This is a genomic window from Bradyrhizobium sp. SZCCHNR1043 (assembly GCF_032489675.1).
Lineage (GTDB): Bacteria > Pseudomonadota > Alphaproteobacteria > Rhizobiales > Xanthobacteraceae > Bradyrhizobium.
Genome location: NZ_JAUEYN010000023.1, coordinates 55,157 through 71,327 on the forward strand (window position 1 = coordinate 55,157; position 16,171 = coordinate 71,327).

A 16,171-nucleotide genomic window follows, 5' to 3' on the forward strand; every position below is an offset into this window, starting at 1 on the left:
GAACATGGGTGCCGTCGGCACGTTCAATACACGAGATGGAGAACGGCGTGCAGCCCGTTTCAGCCGCGATCGAACACGGCTACGGCTCTCCTTGACGCCAGGGCCCGCCACTGCCGGCGCAACAGCGGCTCTGCGTCGGCGCGCTTCGCCTTCGACAGGCGCAGCAACACGATCGGATAGTCGCGGTAGTGATCGGTGAAATAGAACAGCCTTGGGCGCGTCTCGACCAGCATCGCGCGTTCGTCCGGCGGCACGCCCGGAAGGACGAGGCTGTCCCCGTCCTCCTTCAGCCGCGCCAGCATCTTCTTGCGCACCTTCAGCGCGGGCGTCCCGTAGGACGTGCCGTCCTCGACCTCCGGCCATGTCAGCGCAAGCGCCCTGACATCGTCGAAGGTCACGGCCGCGGTCCGCTCAGCGCACCGCGGTGAAGAAGCGATCCAGCCGGAAGCCCGACAGCCAGGCCCAGACCGGCTGGTTCTTGAAGCCGAGGTCCCAGGAGCCGACCACCGCATCGGCGCGGCCCACGAGGTTGTCGATCGGCAGCAGGCCAACGCCGCCGTCGCGCAAGGCAACGCGGCTGTCGGCGGAGTTGTCGCGGTTATCGCCGAGCACGAACAGCTTGCCGGGCGGAACGGTCACCTCCGGGGTGTTGTCGAGCCGGCCGTTGTCGCGCATCTTGAAGATCAAATGCGACACGCCGTTCGGCAGCGTCTCGACGTAACGATAGGCCGGCTCGTTGCGGCCGGTGTCGTCCTCGGCATCGCCGATGCCGTCCGGCTTCAGCGCGGCTGCCTGGCCGTTGATGTAGAGCTGGCCCTGGCGCATCTGGATGCGGTCGCCGGGCAGGCCGACGACGCGCTTGACCCAGGCCTGCGAGTTGTCGCCCGGCCAGCGGAACACGACGACGTCGCCGCGCTTCGGCGTCTCGCCGAACAGGCGTCCCGTCTCCGGCAGCGTGATCTGCATCGGCAGCGACGAGGTGCCGTAGCCATAGGGGAATTTCGACGCCAGCAGGGCGTCGCCGATCATCAGGGTCGGCTCCATCGAGCCGGACGGCACGTAGAACGGCTCGGCGATCGCGCCCTTGGCGACGAACACCACCATCACCACGGCGGCGAGTTGCGCAAGCTGACCGCCCCAAGTGGTTTCCTTACGCACGGCCTTGGTTCCGATCTTGCTCGTGGACATCTTGTCGAGGCTCATCGGCCCGTGCCTCCAACGGTGATGCGATCCATGCGAAGCGTCGGCTGACCGACGCCGACCGGCACGCCCTGGCTGTTCTTGCCGCAGGTGCCGATGCCGGTATCGAGCGACAGATCGTTGCCGATCATGCTGATGCGGTTCAAATCCGTCGGGCCGTTGCCGATCAGCATCGCGCCCTTCACCGGCGCACCGACCTTGCCGTTCTCGATCCTGTAGGCCTCGGTGCACTGGAAGACGTATTTGCCCGAGGTGATGTCGACCTGGCCGCCGCCGAAATTGACGGCATAGATGCCGTTCTTGACGGATGCGATGATTTCGGCCGGGTCGTGCTCGCCGGCCAGCATGTAGGTGTTGGTCATGCGCGGCATCGGCACATGTGCGTAGCCCTGGCGGCGGCCGTTGCCGGTCGGCGCCATGTTCATCAGCCGCGCGTTCTGGCGGTCCTGCATGTAGCCGACGAGAATGCCGTCCTCGATCAGCAAGGTACGGCTGGTCGGCGTGCCCTCGTCGTCGATCGACAGCGAGCCGCGGCGCGAGGCCATGGTGCCGTCGTCGACCACGGTGACGCCCTTGGCGGCGACCGGCTTGCCCAGCAGTCCGGCAAAGGCCGAGGTCTTCTTGCGGTTGAAGTCGCCCTCGAGGCCGTGGCCGACGGCCTCGTGCAGCATCACGCCGGGCCAGCCGGCCCCTAACACGACGTCCATCTCGCCGGCGGGGGCGGGGACAGACTCCAGGTTGACCAGCGCCTCGCGCAGCGCGCCGTCGGCGGCCTCGCGCCACGCCTTGGTCTCGATGAAGCGCGCATAGGCCTCGCGGCCGCCATAGCCCTTGCCGCCGCTCTCCTGGCGATCACCCTGGCCGGCGACGACGGAGATGTTCACGCGCACCAGCGGGCGGATGTCGCGATAGCTCTCGCCGTCGGGCCGCAGGATCTCCACGACCTGCCAGGTCGCGCCCAGGCTCACCGTCACCTGGCGCACGCGCGGATCCTTGTCGCGCAGATACGCGTCGATCTCGCCGAGCAGCTTGACCTTGGTTTCGAAGCCCGGGGCGTCCAGCGGATTGTCGTCGCCATAGAGCCGGACGTTGGTGTGCGGCGGTGCGCTCGCGAACGTGCCGGAATAGCCGCCCCTGACCGCGCTCACCGCATCGGCGGCGCGCATCAGAGCCGGCAGCGACACGTCGGAGGAATGGGCATAGCCGACCGCGTCGTCCTTCACCGCGCGCAGGCCGAAGCCCTGACTGGTGTCGTAGGTCGCCTGCTTCAGCCGGCCATTGTCGAAGGTCAGCGCCTCGGTCTGGCTGTATTCGAAGAACAATTCGCCGTCATCGGCACCGGCCAGGCCGCGCGCGACCTCGCTCCGGACCGCATCGCGATCCAGATTGGCGCGCTCGAGCAGGGAAGTGGTGGGAGCAGTCATGTTTCAATCCGTTGTCGGAGCGTTCATTCCAAGATAGTTGTTTTGACGCCGGGGCGCGAGGGGCTGGATGATTACCGAACTGACATGGTTGAGATCGTTCCCATCACGTCCGCTCACATCGAGAGCTTCCACCGCACGCTCGATCATGTCGCGCGCGAGCGGCGCTATTTGTCGTTCGTGCAGGCGCCGCCGCTGGAGTCCACGCGCGCCTTCATTCTGAACAACATCCACGAGGGATATCCGCAATTCGTCGCTCTCTCGGCCGGGGAGGTGGTCGGCTGGTGCGATGTGACGCCCAAATCGGGGCCAATCGATGCCCGGATCGGGGTGCTCGGCATGGGCCTAATGCCGCAGTTCCGGCACCAGGGCCTCGGCAGGCGACTGATGGCGGCGGCGCTCGAGGCCGCGCGGGCGGCCGGCTTCTCGCGTGTCGAGCTCACGGTCTACCGCAGCAACACCAACGCTATCCGGCTGTACCAGAAGGCCGGATTCCTGCTCAAGGCGGTGCAGCCGCGGGAGCCTGGCGATGACGGGTTCGACAAGACCCTGCTGGTGATGGCGCTGGCGCTCGACGGCCCGCGCTGAGGCCGCGGCGCGCGCATTCAGACGCGCGAACTCACGGCTCGATCACGGCATCGTGCGCGGGAGGGGCCTGTCAATCGTGGCCAACGTCAGGGCAGCTTGTCGAAGCCTTCGGCCAGTCCGTTGAGGCTCAGCGGGAAGCCGATCCCTTCCTCCGGCGTCTCGAAGATGATGAAGGTCGCGGTCTTGGCCGTCTTGAGCTGGCCGAGCAGCTTGTCCTCCAGCACCACCTCGGCGACGCAGCCATTGGGCAGGCAGCGCACGAAGCCGGCGCGGCCGACGTCCTGGTTGTCGAGCTTCAGGCCGAGGCCGGAGGGCAGCAGCACGCCGAGCGGCGCCACCACCCGCATCAGCCGGCTCTTCTGGTCGGCGGTCTTCAGCATGATCACGGTGAGGCCGGCATTGGAGCGGTCCTCGGCCACGACGCTCTGGATCAGCGCGCACTGCTCGCTCTGCGCGCCCGGCGGCGTGTCGCAGCGGATCTGCCAGTCGCCATGCACCGAGCGCACCGCGCCCTGTGCCAACGCCGCGTGCGGCACGCCGACCACCGTCGCGGCCATCAGCGCGATCGCCGTTGCTGCGGCGGAGGTCATTGCGGCGACATGCGTGAGTCGCGCACGCACCGCGCTGAATCGGTACAAACGGCGCGAGTCATTCGCAGCTGGGGTCGGCATGTCAGCTGTCCTGTCCGTTGAAACCCTGATCCGGGTCGGTGCCATGACAATTTCCTGTGGGTGATCTGCGCGTCCGACGCCATGATACGGCAATGATGGCGTCTTGAGGACAGCGTCACCGGCGTACGGCACGAAACGATACCAAATATGGCCGCACCCCGGTGGGCGCTGCCGCTGCGCCTCGCCGAATCAGCCTCGCAAACGGCCGTGTCCCGTTTGCCTACATCGCGCCGCACGCCTGTCAAGCGCCCGTTGCCCGCGAAATCACGGCGTGCGGCAATCTCCCGGAAAATACGCTTGTCGCGACGAACAGCGCGGCGCGCGATATCCGGCGCAAGACTGCATTGCGATAGATCAAGAATTATGGTTTGAGAAGAAAGATTTCGTCATTCCAGTGAACTGGCCCAGGTGCTTTTCTATGCATCCGCCCGAAGGCCATTTGTCAGGAGAGCGGATCGAACGGCGCGCCGCCGCGTGAAGCGGGCGGTGCGCTGAGGGGGAAAGTTCTGAAGGGAGCGCGACGGCATGAAGATGTCGAAAGGCCAATTGAGCGCCTTGCTGGGGTTGGCTGTAACGGGCATGACGCTCGTGTCGGGTGGAGCGGCGTTTGCTGAAACGGGGCAGCCGGCGCCATGGGAAGTCAAGCTGCAGGAGGCTGCGACGCCGGTGATGGAGAACATCACCTGGTTCCACGGCCTGCTGCTGACGATCATCACCATCATCACGCTGTTCGTGCTGGCGCTGCTGATCGCCGTGGTGGTCAAGTTCAACGCGCGCGCCAATCCGGTGCCGTCGCGGACCACGCACAACACGCTGCTCGAAGTGGCGTGGACGCTGATCCCGGTGCTGATCCTCGTCACCATTGCGGTGCCGTCGTTCCGCCTGCTGTTCCTCGAGCTCGACGTGCCGAAGGCCGACCTCACGATCAAGGCGACCGGCAAGCAGTGGTACTGGAGCTACGCCTATCCCGACAACGGCAAGTTCGAGTTCGACTCGCTGATGGTGCAGGACAAGAAGCCGCGCCTGCTGGCGGTCGACAATGAGATGGTCGTGCCGGTCAACAAGGTGATTCGCGTCCAGACCACCGGCGCCGACGTCATCCACTCCTTCGCCGTGCCGTCCTTCGGCATCAAGATCGACGCCATTCCCGGCCGCCTCAACGAGACCTGGTTCAAGGCGACCAAGGTCGGCATGTATTACGGCCAGTGCTCCGAGCTGTGCGGCAAGGACCACGCCTACATGCCGATCGCGGTGCGCGTCGTGAGCGACCAGGAATTCACCGCCTGGGTCGAGGACGCCAAGAAGAAGTACGCCAGCGCGCCCGCGAGCACCTACGCGTCGGCTGCGGGCATATCGCAGTAGCGCGCGGGGACGAGCGCTTAGGATTGAGGGCCGCCTCGCGCGGCCTACGGGGACACTGAGGATTGGACAATGGCGACGAACGCGACGACCCTGACCGGCCATGACGATCACGCGCACGACCATCCGACCGGATGGCGCCGCTGGATCTATTCGACCAACCACAAAGACATCGGCACGATGTATCTGATCTTCGCGGTGTGCGCCGGCATCATCGGCCTCGTCATGTCGGTCGCGATCCGCATCGAGCTGATGTATCCGGGCGTGCAGTTCTTTCACGAGAACCACACCTACAACGTGTTCGTGACCTCGCACGGCCTGATCATGATCTTCTTCATGGTCATGCCGGCGATGATCGGCGGCTTCGGCAACTGGATGGTGCCGCTGATGATCGGTGCGCCGGACATGGCGTTCCCGCGCATGAACAACATCTCGTTCTGGCTGCTGCCGGCCTCGTTCGCGCTGCTGCTGACCTCGACCTTCGTCGAGGGCGAGCCCGGCGCCAACGGCGTCGGCGCCGGCTGGACGATGTATGTGCCGCTGTCGACCTCGGGTCATCCGGGACCGGCGGTGGATTTCGCGATCCTGTCGCTGCATCTCGCCGGTGCGTCGTCGATCCTCGGCTCGATCAACTTCATCACCACGATCTTCAACATGCGTGCGCCGGGCATGACCCTGCACAAGATGCCGCTGTTCGTGTGGTCGATCCTGGTGACGGTGTTCCTGTTGCTGCTGTCGCTGCCGGTGCTCGCCGGCGCCATCACCATGATGCTGACCGACCGCAATTTCGGCACCACCTTCTTCGATCCGGCCGGCGGCGGCGACCCGCTGCTGTTCCAGCATCTGTTCTGGTTCTTCGGCCATCCGGAAGTGTACATCCTGATCCTGCCCGGCTTCGGCATGATCAGTCAGATCGTGTCGACCTTCTCGCGCAAGCCCGTGTTCGGCTATCTCGGCATGGCCTACGCCATGGTCGCGATCGGCGGCATCGGCTTCGTGGTGTGGGCGCACCACATGTACACGGTCGGCATGTCCTCGGCGACGCAGGCCTATTTCGTCGCCGCCACCATGGTGATCGCGGTGCCCACCGGCGTGAAGATCTTCTCCTGGATCGCCACGATGTGGGGCGGCTCGATCGAATTCCGCGCGCCGATGCTGTGGGCGGTGGGCTTCATCTTCCTGTTCACGGTCGGCGGCGTCACCGGCGTCGTGCTGGCGAATGCCGGCGTCGACCGCGTGCTGCAGGACACCTATTACGTCGTCGCGCACTTCCACTACGTGCTGTCGCTCGGCGCCGTGTTCGCCATCTTCGCGGGCTGGTACTACTGGTTCCCGAAGATGTTCGGCTACATGTACAACGAGACGATCGCGAAGGCGCACTTCTGGGTCACCTTCGTCGGCGTCAACCTGGTGTTCTTCCCGCAGCACTTCCTCGGCCTGTCGGGCATGCCGCGCCGCTACATCGACTATCCCGATGCCTATGCCGGCTGGAATCTGGTGTCGTCGATCGGCTCCTACATCTCGGCCTTCGGCGTGCTGATCTTCATCTACGGGGTCGTCGACGCCTTCATGCGCAAGCAGCAGGCGGCGAACAATCCGTGGGGACCGGGCGCGACGACCTTGGAATGGACCCTGTCCTCGCCGCCGCCGTTCCACCAGTTCGAGGTGCTGCCGAAGGTGCAGTGAGTCCGATCTCTCCGACGCGGCGCCCATCCGGCGCCGCGTCGATATCCGCCGGTGGTGCGCCCGATGGTTTGCCGGATGGAGTCTTGAATCGAGGTTCTGGCGCGCCCTGCGTCAGAGCCGTTTGAATTGAAGCCTGTGAATTGAAGTCTGGATTCGTCGTGTCGGTCATCGATCAGAACGCCATTGCCGTCGGCCCGCGGATTTCCGAGGCCGATGTCGGCGATTATCTCGCGCTCCTGAAGCCGCGGGTGATGTCGCTCGTGATCTTCACGGCGTTGATCGGCCTGCTGATCGCCCCGGGCCATTTCCACCCGGTGCTCGCCATCACCTCGCTGCTGTGCATCGCGGTCGGGGCCGGGGCCTCCGGGGCGCTGAACATGGCGCTGGAAGGCGACATCGACTCGCTGATGTCGCGCACCGCCAACCGCCCGATCCCGCGCGGCCGCGTCACCCGCCAGGAGGCCCTCGCCTTCGGCATCACGCTGTCGTTCTTCTCGGTGCTGACGCTGGGCATCCTCGTCAACTGGTTCGCCGGCGCGCTGCTCGCCTTCACCATCTTCTTCTACGTCGTGATCTACACGCTGTGGCTGAAGCGCTGGACCGCGCAGAACATCGTCATTGGCGGCGCCGCCGGCGCCCTGCCGCCGGTGGTCGCCTGGGTTTCGGCCACCGGATCGATCGCGCCGGAGCCGCTCTGGCTGTTCCTGATCATCTTCTTCTGGACCCCGCCGCATTTCTGGGCGCTGGCGCTGTTCCGCAGCGACGATTACGCCCGCGCCGGCGTGCCGATGCTGCCGGTGGTCGCCGGCCCCGATGCGACCCGGCTGCAGATCCTGCTCTACACGATCGTGCTGGTGGCGGTCGCGCTGGCGCCCTGGCCGCTCGGCTATTTCGATGCCGTCTACGGCGTGGTCTCGCTCGCGCTCGGCGCCGGCATGCTGTGGCTGGCGATCGGGGTGTTCCGCAAGCGCGAGCGCATCGCCTCGCTGCGCGCCAACCGCAGGCTGTTCGCCTTTTCGATCCTGTATCTGTTCGCGCTGTTCGCGACGCTCGGGCTCGAAGCGGTCGCGCGCATGATCGCGCCGCTGATCTGGTAAGAGGCGCGAGACTGGAAAACATGGCGATCACGATGGCAGATCCGAACGAGCAAGAGGGCATCGTCCTCACCGAGGCGCAGCTGCGCAGCCGCCGTCGCCGCTCGATCGCGATTGCGCTCGCGCTCGGCGTGCTGGTGGTGCTGTTCTTCGCGGTGACCATGGTGAAGGGTCCCGCGGTGCTGAATCGGCCGATGTAGAGACGCGATGCAGGACAGGGCGAAGCAGACCGCAATGGAGACAACCGACCAGATCGTTCCGGCGACAGCGCCGGCCGCGCCGCGCCGCGGCCTCGGCCGTGATGCGCTGGTCGGCGGCATCTGCGGCGCCGTCGTGGTGCTGATGGTCGGCGCGTCCTATGCCGCCGTGCCGTTCTACAACTGGTTCTGCCGCGCCACCGGCTTCAACGGCACCACGCAGGTCGCGACCGCGGCGCCGTCGTCGGCGCCGCTGGCGCGCCGGATCGGCATCCGTTTCGATGCCAATGTCGCCGGCGGGCTGCCGTGGAAGTTCGAGCCGGAGAAGACCGAGATCGAGGTCGCGATCGGCGAGGTGGTCACGGTCTACTACAAGGTCACCAACCAGGCGGCGCGCACCACCATGGCGCAAGCGGCCTACAACGTGACGCCGCTGACGTCGGGCGCCTATTTCCAGAAGATCAACTGCTTCTGCTTCACCGAACAGACCATGGCCCCGGGCGAGACCCGTGAGATGCCTGTCGTGTTCTACGTCGATCCGGCGATCACGGCCGATCACGAGAATGACGGGCTGAAGACGATCACGCTGTCCTACACCTTCTATCCCGTTCGCGACGCCGAGCCCAAGCCGATCGCCGCGGGCGAGCCGGACAAACCGCGGGGCAACCTGTGACCGCGCGGACGTCCGATATCCGGGGACCATTGCTGTTGAACGACACCGTGCCGGCGCGACCGGCATCGATCTGGGGAGAGACCTGACATGGCTGAGGCGCACGCCAAGCATCACGACTACCATCTCGTCGACCCGAGCCCCTGGCCGTTCGTCGGCTCGGTCTCGGCCTTCATCATGGCGTTCGGCGCGATCGGCTGGATGCACAAGATGTTTGGCGCCGCGCCGGTCGTGTTCGGCATCGGCACCATCGGCGTGCTCTACACCATGGCGAGCTGGTGGGGCGACGTCATCAAGGAAGCGCAGTACAAGGGCGATCACACCCGCGTGGTGCAGCTCCATCACCGCTACGGCATGATCCTGTTCATCGCCTCCGAGGTGATGTTCTTCGTCGCCTGGTTCTGGGCCTATTTCAATGCCGCGCTGTATCCGAACTTCGAGGTGCAGGTCACCCGCGACGCCCTGTTCGGCGGCGTCTGGCCGCCAAAAGGCATCGAGACCTTCGATCCCTGGCATCTGCCGCTGCTCAATACGCTGATCCTGCTGACCTCTGGCACCACGGTGACCTGGGCACACCACGCGCTGCTCGAGGGCGACCGCAAGGGTCTGAAATACGGCCTGATCCTCACCATCCTCCTGGGTGCCACCTTCACCTGCGTGCAGGCCTATGAGTACAGCCACGCGACGTTCTCGTTCGCCGGCCACATCTACGGCTCGACCTTCTTCATGGCGACCGGCTTCCACGGCTTCCACGTCCTGGTCGGCACGATCTTCCTGATCGTCTGCCTGGCGCGCGCCTATGCCGGCCACTTCACGCCCAAGCAGCATCTCGGCTTCGAGTTCGCCGCCTGGTACTGGCACTTCGTCGACGTGGTCTGGCTGTTCCTGTTCATCTGCATCTACGTCTGGGGCCACGGCGCCGAGGCGATGGCCCACGGCGCGCACTGAAGCTGGCGCGTACCGGTTCCGCCGAACGTGCTAAGAAGGGGCGGCCGTCGGGCCGCCCTTTCTCGTTGCGGCGGCGCCCGGCGGTTGATCGAAATGTGATCCGCTCTCGTCGCCTCCGGTTGTATCACCATGAGGCGTCGCCCGGCCGCCCAGGGGGCAAGACACCATGACCACCCACCCGCCCGTCACTTTGGCCCAGACCGTCCTGCGCGGGCTCGCCTGCCGCTGCCCGCGCTGCGGCCGGGGCAAGCTGTTCGACGGCTTCCTCAACCTGCGCAAGCGTTGCGAAGCCTGCGATCTCGACTACGCCTTCATCGACACCGGCGACGGTCCGGCGATCTTCATCATGATGCTCGCTGGCGCCATCGTGGTCGGCGCCGCCCTGATCGTCGAGGTGAAGTATCAGCCGCCGTTCTGGGTCCATGCCGCGCTATGGGGACCGCTGATCCTGGTGACGACGCTGCTGCCGCTGCGCGCGATGAAGTCGCTGCTGATCGCCCTGCAATTCCACCACAAGGCCGCGCCCGGCCGTTTGGTGGACAAAACGCCGCGATGAGGGACTTAACGGATCGCCGCCGGCGCGGTGCGCTCCCTCCCCCCTTGTGGGGTGGGGAGGGGGGTAGCTCCGGCGGCAGTCTTTGTGGGGCTACCCTCACCCCCAACCCCTCCCCGCAAGGGGGAGGGGAGCGCACCGTCTGCGTCGGCAGAGCGCGCAGCCTGTCGTTGGCGGCCCTGCAACGATGACCTCGACCCGCCCCAACACCTCATCTCGCGCCTTTGCCGCCTTCACCCTCGTCATGGTCGCACTGTTCATCGGCCTCGGCGTCTGGCAGTTGCAGCGCCGGGCAGCGAAGCATGCGCTGATCGCCGCGCTCACCGATCGCGTCGCCGCTGCGCCCGAGCCGCTGCCGCCACAGACGGAATGGCGCACGCTGACGCCGGAGCGCGACGAATTTCGCCGCGTCAGCTTCACCGCCACCTACACCAGACTGCCGGACGCGATGGTCTACAGCGCCGGCTCGGCCGTGCGCGAGGACGTCTCCGGGCCGGGCACCTGGGCGTTCCTCCCCGCGCGCCTGCCGTCTGGCGAGACCGTCGTGATCGACGCCGGCTTCGTCGCCAACACGATGCAGGAACGCAGCGTCCAGGATCGCCAGGTGGGCAAGCTCGTCACCGGCGTCCCCGTGACCCTGACCGGCTATCTGCGTTTCCCGGAAGCCGCCGGCCTGCTCACCGCGGCGGAAAATCACGACAAGCGCCTGTGGTTCACCAGGGATCATCAGGCCATGGCCAACGCCCTCGGCTGGGGCGAGGTCGCGCCGTTCTACATCGATCTGGAATCGCCGGTGCCCGACAATGGCATTCCCAAGCCCGGCCCGCTGTCGCCGCATCTGCGCGACGAGCACATGCAATACGCGATCACGTGGTTCTCTCTGGCCGCCGCGTTGATCGTCGCGTTCGCGGTGTGGGCGCGGGGTCGGCGCGCAGCGAACCGATGAGCCCGTAGTCCGCGAAACGTCGCTTGACTTAGAGCGCACTCGAACCCGTAGCCTGCGTGGCGTCGTGAATGGAGATAGGGGCGCATGAAGATCGGCGAGCTGGCAAGGCAGTCGGGGCTCACGCCCCATACCATCCGCTACTATGAGCGGATCGGGCTGCTCCCCAGGGCCGATCGCGATCATGCCCGCCAGCGGGACTACGACGCATCGATCCTGACCTGGATCGAATTCCTCGGCCGTCTCAAGGCCACGGGAATGCCGATCCGGGACATGCTGCGCTATGCCGAGCTGCGCGCGGGCGGCGCTGCCACGGAGCCGGGCCGACGCCGGCTCCTGGAGCGGCATCGCGACGCGGTCCGGGCGCGCGTCGCCAGCCTGCAGGACTGCCTTCTCGTTCTCGACGGCAAGATCGCCGGCTATGCCGGCAGCAGCGAGAGGACGAACGATGATGACGCGATCCACGCCCAACCAGGCCACGACGACGAGCCCGATGCCATCCGGCGCCAACAACGATCAGGATCGGCTGGTGCGCGGCCGGCGCGCGCTCGATAGCATCGACGGCGAGGCCGGCCGCAATGTGATCGCGGCGCTCGCCGACATCGCGCCGGATTTCGCGACCTACGTGATCGAGTTTCCGTTCGGCGACATCTATTCGCGCCCCGGCCTCGATCTGCGCAGCCGCGAGATCGCGACCATCGCAGCGCTGACCGCGCTCGGCAATGCCAGCCCGCAGCTCAAGGTGCACCTCCATGCGGGCCTCAATGTCGGCCTCAGCCGGGCGGAAATCACCGAGGTGATCATGCAGATGGCCGTCTATGCCGGCTTCCCCGCCGCGCTCAACGGCCTGTTCGCGGCCAAGGCGGTGTTCGCGGAAGCGGACGCGAAGCCCGCATGAATTCGGGCGCCCGCGGTGAGCACAGTCATGACGATGGCTGTGTGTTCTCATCGCCTGCGGACGCGGCCAAGGCCAGTGCGGCGATCGCATCCGCGATGGCCGCACGCATGTCGGGGGCCGCGACGCGACCATCTGCGGTCATTGCCGTCGGCGGCACCGGTACGGCGACGCAAGCCTCATCGACGATCGTCGCGCCCGCGCGCTCCAGCACCCTGCGCAGGTCGGCATGGGCGTCGTGCGCGCCACCATGGGCCGAGCAGTTGATCCAGCCGATCGGCCGTCGATAGAGGCTGCCGGCACTGACGGTCCAATCGATCATGTTCTTGAAGCTGCCCGGCAGCGAGCCCGCATATTCCGGGGTCGACAGCATGACGGCGCGGGCGTCGCCGAGCAGCTTGCGCAAGCGAATGACCGGCTCGGGCAAGGGATCGCAATCGTGGTCGGGATTGAAGTGCGGCAGCTCGCTCAGCCCGACGTAGATCGCCGGCGTGACATCCGCTGGCGCCAGCTCGGCCGCGGCGACGATCGCTGCACGGCAGGCCGAGCGGGCGCGCAGGCTGCCGCTGATCAGAACGATGAGCGATGTGTCCTGCTGCATCTCGGTCGACATCATCACGGCGTGCTCCGCTGGCGAACGAAGCGCTCGTTCTTGCAGCCCGCGCACTATGGCAGCCAAGCGCCCCGGGATTTCAAATCAAATCACGCGTGAATCAACCGGGCTCGCCCGGACACCCGGACCGGCGCGCCTGGAGGGCCGTCGAGATCGACCTGCAGGCAGCAGGGCACGCCCATGTCCTCGCCCTGGCGGATCACGATCGGCCCCTCGGTCGCCCAGGCGAGCTCGCGCAGATAGCCGGCCAGCGCCGCGGCCGCAGCGCCCGTCGCCGGATCCTCGTAGACCCCGCCGAACGGAAACGGGTTGCGGGCGTGAAACAGCTGCGGCGTCTCGGCGTGCACGAGGGCGAAGGTGCAGAAGCGCTCACGCTGTGCCAGCACCTGGCCTCGAGCGAAGTCGTAGCTGATGGCAGCCAGGCGGCTGCGGTCGCGCAGGGCAATCACTGGATGATCCATGCCGGCGTGAGCGATCACCGGCGGGATCCGCTCGTCGAGTTCGTCTTGCGACAGCCCGAACAGCGCCAGGATCTTGTCGAGCGCCGCAGATGGCAGGGCCCGGGTCAGCGTCGGCGGCGATCGAAACGCCGCGCTCCAGTCGGTCGCCGAATGATGCCCGTCGACAGTGATTTCGGCATGGTTGAGCGTCAGTGCGAACGTGCCGGAGCGCTCGTGCCTCGCCAGCGCTGCGCCGAGCGCAATCGTCGCGTGGCCGCAGAAATCCACCTCGGCCTGCGGCGCGAAATAGCGCACCCGCCATTTGTCGCCGATGGGCGCCGCGAACGCCGTCTCCGAATAGCCGATCTCCGCCGCCGTCGCCTGCATGGTGGCGGCCTCGGGCAGCGCCTCGCAGATGACGACCCCGGCCGGATTGCCGCCGCGTGGGCCGTCGGTGAAGGCTGCGATGTGCTGGATGATCATGGAGGTCTCGCGCTCGATCTCTGTGTTGGCGATGCTAGGCTTTCAGCGCTCGCAAGTGAAGATGTGCAAGACGTGACTCCACGCACCGCTGTCGTCCCTGCGAACGCAGGGACCCATACCGCGGAATCTATCGGTGAAGCGCAACTGCCAGTCGTCGTCCCACCGAAGCCGGTGGTTATGGGTCCCTGCGTTCGCAGGGACGACGGCGGAATGTGACGCGGCTTCCCTGTGTCGTCGGTGCGATGGTCTCCCGCGTTCGACCGCGGTCTACACGGATCGGCCCGCCCTCACATACGCCCGCTCGCCGGTCCGCGGATGAAACCACACGTCCAGCGTCTCGCCGCTGGTGGGATCGACGAAGCGCTCCTCGGTCTTGATCCAGTCCGGGCCTGGCGGCGCCGAGAGCGCATCGCGCTTGTAGCCTCCCTGGCGGAAGACGAACCACACCAGCACGACCGCTGATATGACCGCGAGCCAGAGCACGAGATCGATCACGGCGCGGGTTCGATCACCGCCGCCGTGCCATAGGCGACGATCTCGCTCATGGTCTGGCCGATCTCGGCGCTGTCGAAACGCATCATCAGAATGGCGTTGGCGCCCATCGACGTGGCGTTGGACACGAGCCGGTCGAGCGCATGGCGCCGCGCCTCCTCCAGCATCTGCGTGTACTCGTGGATCTCGCCCCCGACGATCGAGCGCAGGCTGGCCACCAGATTGCCCCCGAGCCCGCGGCTGCGCACCACCACCCCAAAACACTGCCCCAGCATCCGCACCGTGCGGTAGCCGGTCACGTTTTCCGTCGTCAAGACGATCATGGGGGGCTCCATCTGATACTGGCCCGCTCGGGCAGGGGCGCTTGGATTTGACAACCCAGCCACGGTTCCGGTTCAAGGGAGCCACAAGTCTTGCCAGGGCGCCACGGCCAGACGGTGTTACAGCCCATAAACTGTTGAGCTTTGTTAACACTGAGTTTGGGCGTATTCGTTCCGTCGAACGCAAGGCATGCAGGCCGCTAGGCTCTCACTGCCTTATTGGAATCGATGACGGATCATAGCTCATGCCGATGAAGATGATCGCGCTCGCCGGAGCCCTGTGTCTCCTGCTCTCCAGTTCGATGGCATGCCGCGCGAACTCTGGTCCGTGGTGCAGGCCTGACGCTGCAATCCTGAGCTTCAAGAACCAACAGGGGCACGATCTCGCAAGGATCGAGCTGCGCGCCCTCAAGCCCAACTGCAACCGAAATCCGGAGAAGCTTGGCGCAAGCGTGGAAAGATCGATGCGCATCGAGCATGGCGGAGGGTGGACAGATGTTCCGGCGGAGTGCGTAGCCGGTGTTTCCTTTGAAGCAGATGGGTTGGCGCTGTCGGGCGACGATTCGGGACTTGGCATAGCGCTCGCCGGGAAATCGACTGACACGGCCGAGCGCGTGAGGCTCGTCATTTATAAGTCGCGAGAAAGGATCGCATGCTTTCGCATCGAGCCATGTCCGAGCGCCGAGGATCAGTCGGACGAAATCCGCGAGTGCTACAGAGAGTTGACGCGCTAAGCCCGCTCGGCCTGCGGATGACTGCAGACCGAGAGCGTCAGGAGACCTCTATCCCCGCCATTGCGAGGCATCGTTGCGCCGACGCAATCTGTGGATGGAGCCGGGTTGTTTCGTTCATCCGGCCGCGCGATCCGCGACCGGATGGCTCGCAATGACGGCTGCCGACTGCGTCTTACTCACCTGGGCGCGTAACCCGGCATGTCGCTGCGCTCATGCGGGCTACTGACCAGCGCCCCCAAAACTCCGCTGTCGTCCCTGGTCGGCATCCGTCGATGCATGCGCGTCGTCGGGCTTCCACGGGACGACACCGGGAGTGAAGCTGCTCTGCGGTCTGCATTGCGGAGCAGCGCCTGCCGCACTCGTCTGAGTCGCCCGACGGGCTGCCAGGATCTAGGCCCGAGCGCACCGCGAACTAATACGCCTGGCTGCTCCGAAACTTTCTTTTGGCGAGCAGGTCCAACGCCATCAGCCAATCCAGTCCAGTCTGCGCGAAAATTCCTCTTTCATATTTTCCGAAATTGTGGTTGTCTTTGTCTATCCCGCCTCGTTGCGAGGGGCGTACGCGTCGTCACGGACGTGGGGTGGGATGCGATGGACGGGTCGGCTGCAACTGACGAGTGCGGCCGGCGCGGACGGCGAAGTCGCGTGGTCCTGATACCCCGACGCTGGTATCAAGTTGGCGCTGGTGCCGATGCATCGCGTCGATGACGGTGGCCAAAAAGCCCGGTGCACCGAGGAGATCGCGTATAAGTCGTAAGCCATCGCGCAGGGAAGGCCGGGTCGCTCTGGCTGAACCTTGTATGGGGAGTAAGTTGTCAAGAGGGGCGTCGTTTGTTGGGGGCGGTCTTTGGCGCCAAGGAGAGG

The 16,171-nt window shown here is 66.0% G+C and carries 20 protein-coding genes; 12 read left to right on the forward strand and 8 right to left on the reverse strand.

The genetic code is table 11. The features are described from left to right. Positions 1-59: 59 nt before the first annotated feature. Genes QX039_RS31500 through tldD form a run of 3 tightly spaced genes read right to left on the reverse strand, consistent with a single transcriptional unit; the run spans position 60 to position 2,624 of the window. A complete protein-coding gene (locus QX039_RS31500; RefSeq protein ID WP_315735861.1) occupies positions 60-398 on the reverse strand; it encodes an MmcQ/YjbR family DNA-binding protein in 339 nt (112 codons plus the stop codon). A gap of 13 nt (positions 399-411) precedes the next feature. After that, a complete protein-coding gene (gene lepB, locus QX039_RS31505) occupies positions 412-1,203 on the reverse strand; it encodes a signal peptidase I (protein WP_315735863.1) in 792 nt (263 codons plus the stop codon). After that, positions 1,200-2,624, reverse strand: coding sequence for a metalloprotease TldD (gene tldD / locus QX039_RS31510; RefSeq protein WP_315773978.1), 1,425 nt, complete (start codon positions 2,622-2,624; stop codon positions 1,200-1,202). Before tldD ends, lepB begins: the two co-directional genes overlap by 4 nt. Before the next feature lie 84 nt (positions 2,625-2,708). Here tldD and QX039_RS31515 point away from each other — a divergent pair, with 84 nt between their 5' ends. Then, the gene (locus tag QX039_RS31515; RefSeq protein ID WP_315735867.1) at positions 2,709-3,209 is read left to right on the forward strand and encodes a GNAT family N-acetyltransferase; all 501 of its coding nucleotides are present in this window, start codon (positions 2,709-2,711) and stop codon (positions 3,207-3,209) included. An 86-nt stretch (positions 3,210-3,295) separates the two neighbouring features. Here QX039_RS31515 and QX039_RS31520 read toward each other — a convergent pair whose 3' ends face one another. Continuing rightward, on the reverse strand, positions 3,296-3,925 hold the full coding sequence (locus tag QX039_RS31520; protein WP_315735869.1) for an invasion associated locus B family protein: 630 nt from the start codon (positions 3,923-3,925) through the stop codon (positions 3,296-3,298). Positions 3,926-4,405: 480 nt separating this feature from the next. Between QX039_RS31520 and coxB the strand changes: the two genes are divergently transcribed. The 10 genes from coxB (at position 4,406) to QX039_RS31570 (ending at position 12,228) form a co-directional block, all read left to right on the forward strand. Continuing rightward, a complete protein-coding gene (gene coxB, locus QX039_RS31525; RefSeq protein WP_315735871.1) occupies positions 4,406-5,242 on the forward strand; it encodes a cytochrome c oxidase subunit II in 837 nt (278 codons plus the stop codon). Positions 5,243-5,311: 69 nt separating this feature from the next. Continuing rightward, the gene (gene ctaD / locus QX039_RS31530) at positions 5,312-6,925 is read left to right on the forward strand and encodes a cytochrome c oxidase subunit I (protein ID WP_315735873.1); all 1,614 of its coding nucleotides are present in this window, start codon (positions 5,312-5,314) and stop codon (positions 6,923-6,925) included. Between the two features lie 158 nt (positions 6,926-7,083). Then, a complete protein-coding gene (locus tag QX039_RS31535) occupies positions 7,084-8,022 on the forward strand; it encodes a heme o synthase (protein ID WP_315735875.1) in 939 nt (312 codons plus the stop codon). A gap of 20 nt (positions 8,023-8,042) precedes the next feature. Next, the gene (locus tag QX039_RS31540; RefSeq protein ID WP_315735877.1) at positions 8,043-8,219 is read left to right on the forward strand and encodes a CoxF protein; all 177 of its coding nucleotides are present in this window, start codon (positions 8,043-8,045) and stop codon (positions 8,217-8,219) included. Positions 8,220-8,253: 34 nt separating this feature from the next. Then, entirely contained in the window at positions 8,254-8,889 is a 636-nt protein-coding gene (locus QX039_RS31545) for a cytochrome c oxidase assembly protein (protein WP_315735879.1), read from the forward strand. A gap of 87 nt (positions 8,890-8,976) precedes the next feature. Further along, positions 8,977-9,834, forward strand: a complete 858-nt coding sequence (locus QX039_RS31550; protein ID WP_315735881.1) for a cytochrome c oxidase subunit 3 — start codon at positions 8,977-8,979, stop codon at positions 9,832-9,834. Between the two features lie 166 nt (positions 9,835-10,000). Then, complete coding sequence (locus QX039_RS31555; RefSeq protein ID WP_315735883.1) at positions 10,001-10,390, forward strand: DUF983 domain-containing protein; 390 nt, start codon at positions 10,001-10,003, stop codon at positions 10,388-10,390. Positions 10,391-10,574: 184 nt separating this feature from the next. After that, on the forward strand, positions 10,575-11,333 hold the full coding sequence (locus QX039_RS31560) for an SURF1 family protein (protein ID WP_315735885.1): 759 nt from the start codon (positions 10,575-10,577) through the stop codon (positions 11,331-11,333). Positions 11,334-11,417: 84 nt separating this feature from the next. Further along, the gene (locus tag QX039_RS31565) at positions 11,418-11,885 is read left to right on the forward strand and encodes a MerR family transcriptional regulator (RefSeq protein ID WP_315735887.1); all 468 of its coding nucleotides are present in this window, start codon (positions 11,418-11,420) and stop codon (positions 11,883-11,885) included. Next, on the forward strand, positions 11,824-12,228 hold the full coding sequence (locus QX039_RS31570) for a carboxymuconolactone decarboxylase family protein (protein WP_315735889.1): 405 nt from the start codon (positions 11,824-11,826) through the stop codon (positions 12,226-12,228). The genes QX039_RS31565 and QX039_RS31570 overlap by 62 nt, the downstream gene beginning before the upstream one ends. Positions 12,229-12,253: 25 nt before the next feature. On the opposite strand, the gene QX039_RS31575 is transcribed toward QX039_RS31570, so the two are convergent. The 4 genes from QX039_RS31575 to QX039_RS31590 form a co-directional block, all read right to left on the reverse strand. Continuing rightward, positions 12,254-12,841, reverse strand: a complete 588-nt coding sequence (locus QX039_RS31575; RefSeq protein WP_315737007.1) for an NAD(P)H-dependent oxidoreductase — start codon at positions 12,839-12,841, stop codon at positions 12,254-12,256. An 86-nt stretch (positions 12,842-12,927) separates the two neighbouring features. After that, the gene (locus QX039_RS31580) at positions 12,928-13,761 is read right to left on the reverse strand and encodes a PhzF family phenazine biosynthesis protein (protein ID WP_315735891.1); all 834 of its coding nucleotides are present in this window, start codon (positions 13,759-13,761) and stop codon (positions 12,928-12,930) included. Positions 13,762-14,028: 267 nt separating this feature from the next. Then, positions 14,029-14,256, reverse strand: a complete 228-nt coding sequence (locus tag QX039_RS31585) for a hypothetical protein (protein ID WP_315735893.1) — start codon at positions 14,254-14,256, stop codon at positions 14,029-14,031. Next, a complete protein-coding gene (locus tag QX039_RS31590; protein ID WP_315735895.1) occupies positions 14,253-14,576 on the reverse strand; it encodes a heavy metal-binding domain-containing protein in 324 nt (107 codons plus the stop codon). Before QX039_RS31590 ends, QX039_RS31585 begins: the two co-directional genes overlap by 4 nt. 242 nt (positions 14,577-14,818) lie before the next feature. Here QX039_RS31590 and QX039_RS31595 point away from each other — a divergent pair, with 242 nt between their 5' ends. Then, positions 14,819-15,307, forward strand: a complete 489-nt coding sequence (locus QX039_RS31595; protein WP_315735897.1) for a hypothetical protein — start codon at positions 14,819-14,821, stop codon at positions 15,305-15,307. Positions 15,308-16,171 lie beyond the last annotated feature (864 nt).

Coding starts and splice junctions, on each gene's coding strand:
- lepB (WP_315735863.1), bottom strand. CDS start 1,203: ATGAGCCTCGACAAGATGTCCACGAGCAAGATCGGAACCAAGGCCGTG.
- tldD (WP_315773978.1), bottom strand. CDS start 2,624: ATGACTGCTCCCACCACTTCCCTGCTCGAGCGCGCCAATCTGGATCGC.
- QX039_RS31515 (WP_315735867.1), top strand. CDS start 2,709: ATGGTTGAGATCGTTCCCATCACGTCCGCTCACATCGAGAGCTTCCAC.
- QX039_RS31520 (WP_315735869.1), bottom strand. CDS start 3,925: ATGGCACCGACCCGGATCAGGGTTTCAACGGACAGGACAGCTGACATG.
- coxB (WP_315735871.1), top strand. CDS start 4,406: ATGAAGATGTCGAAAGGCCAATTGAGCGCCTTGCTGGGGTTGGCTGTA.
- ctaD (WP_315735873.1), top strand. CDS start 5,312: ATGGCGACGAACGCGACGACCCTGACCGGCCATGACGATCACGCGCAC.
- QX039_RS31540 (WP_315735877.1), top strand. CDS start 8,043: ATGGCGATCACGATGGCAGATCCGAACGAGCAAGAGGGCATCGTCCTC.
- QX039_RS31545 (WP_315735879.1), top strand. CDS start 8,254: ATGGAGACAACCGACCAGATCGTTCCGGCGACAGCGCCGGCCGCGCCG.
- QX039_RS31550 (WP_315735881.1), top strand. CDS start 8,977: ATGGCTGAGGCGCACGCCAAGCATCACGACTACCATCTCGTCGACCCG.
- QX039_RS31555 (WP_315735883.1), top strand. CDS start 10,001: ATGACCACCCACCCGCCCGTCACTTTGGCCCAGACCGTCCTGCGCGGG.
- QX039_RS31560 (WP_315735885.1), top strand. CDS start 10,575: ATGACCTCGACCCGCCCCAACACCTCATCTCGCGCCTTTGCCGCCTTC.
- QX039_RS31565 (WP_315735887.1), top strand. CDS start 11,418: ATGAAGATCGGCGAGCTGGCAAGGCAGTCGGGGCTCACGCCCCATACC.
- QX039_RS31570 (WP_315735889.1), top strand. CDS start 11,824: ATGCCATCCGGCGCCAACAACGATCAGGATCGGCTGGTGCGCGGCCGG.
- QX039_RS31575 (WP_315737007.1), bottom strand. CDS start 12,841: ATGATGTCGACCGAGATGCAGCAGGACACATCGCTCATCGTTCTGATC.
- QX039_RS31580 (WP_315735891.1), bottom strand. CDS start 13,761: ATGATCATCCAGCACATCGCAGCCTTCACCGACGGCCCACGCGGCGGC.
- QX039_RS31590 (WP_315735895.1), bottom strand. CDS start 14,576: ATGATCGTCTTGACGACGGAAAACGTGACCGGCTACCGCACGGTGCGG.
- QX039_RS31595 (WP_315735897.1), top strand. CDS start 14,819: ATGCCGATGAAGATGATCGCGCTCGCCGGAGCCCTGTGTCTCCTGCTC.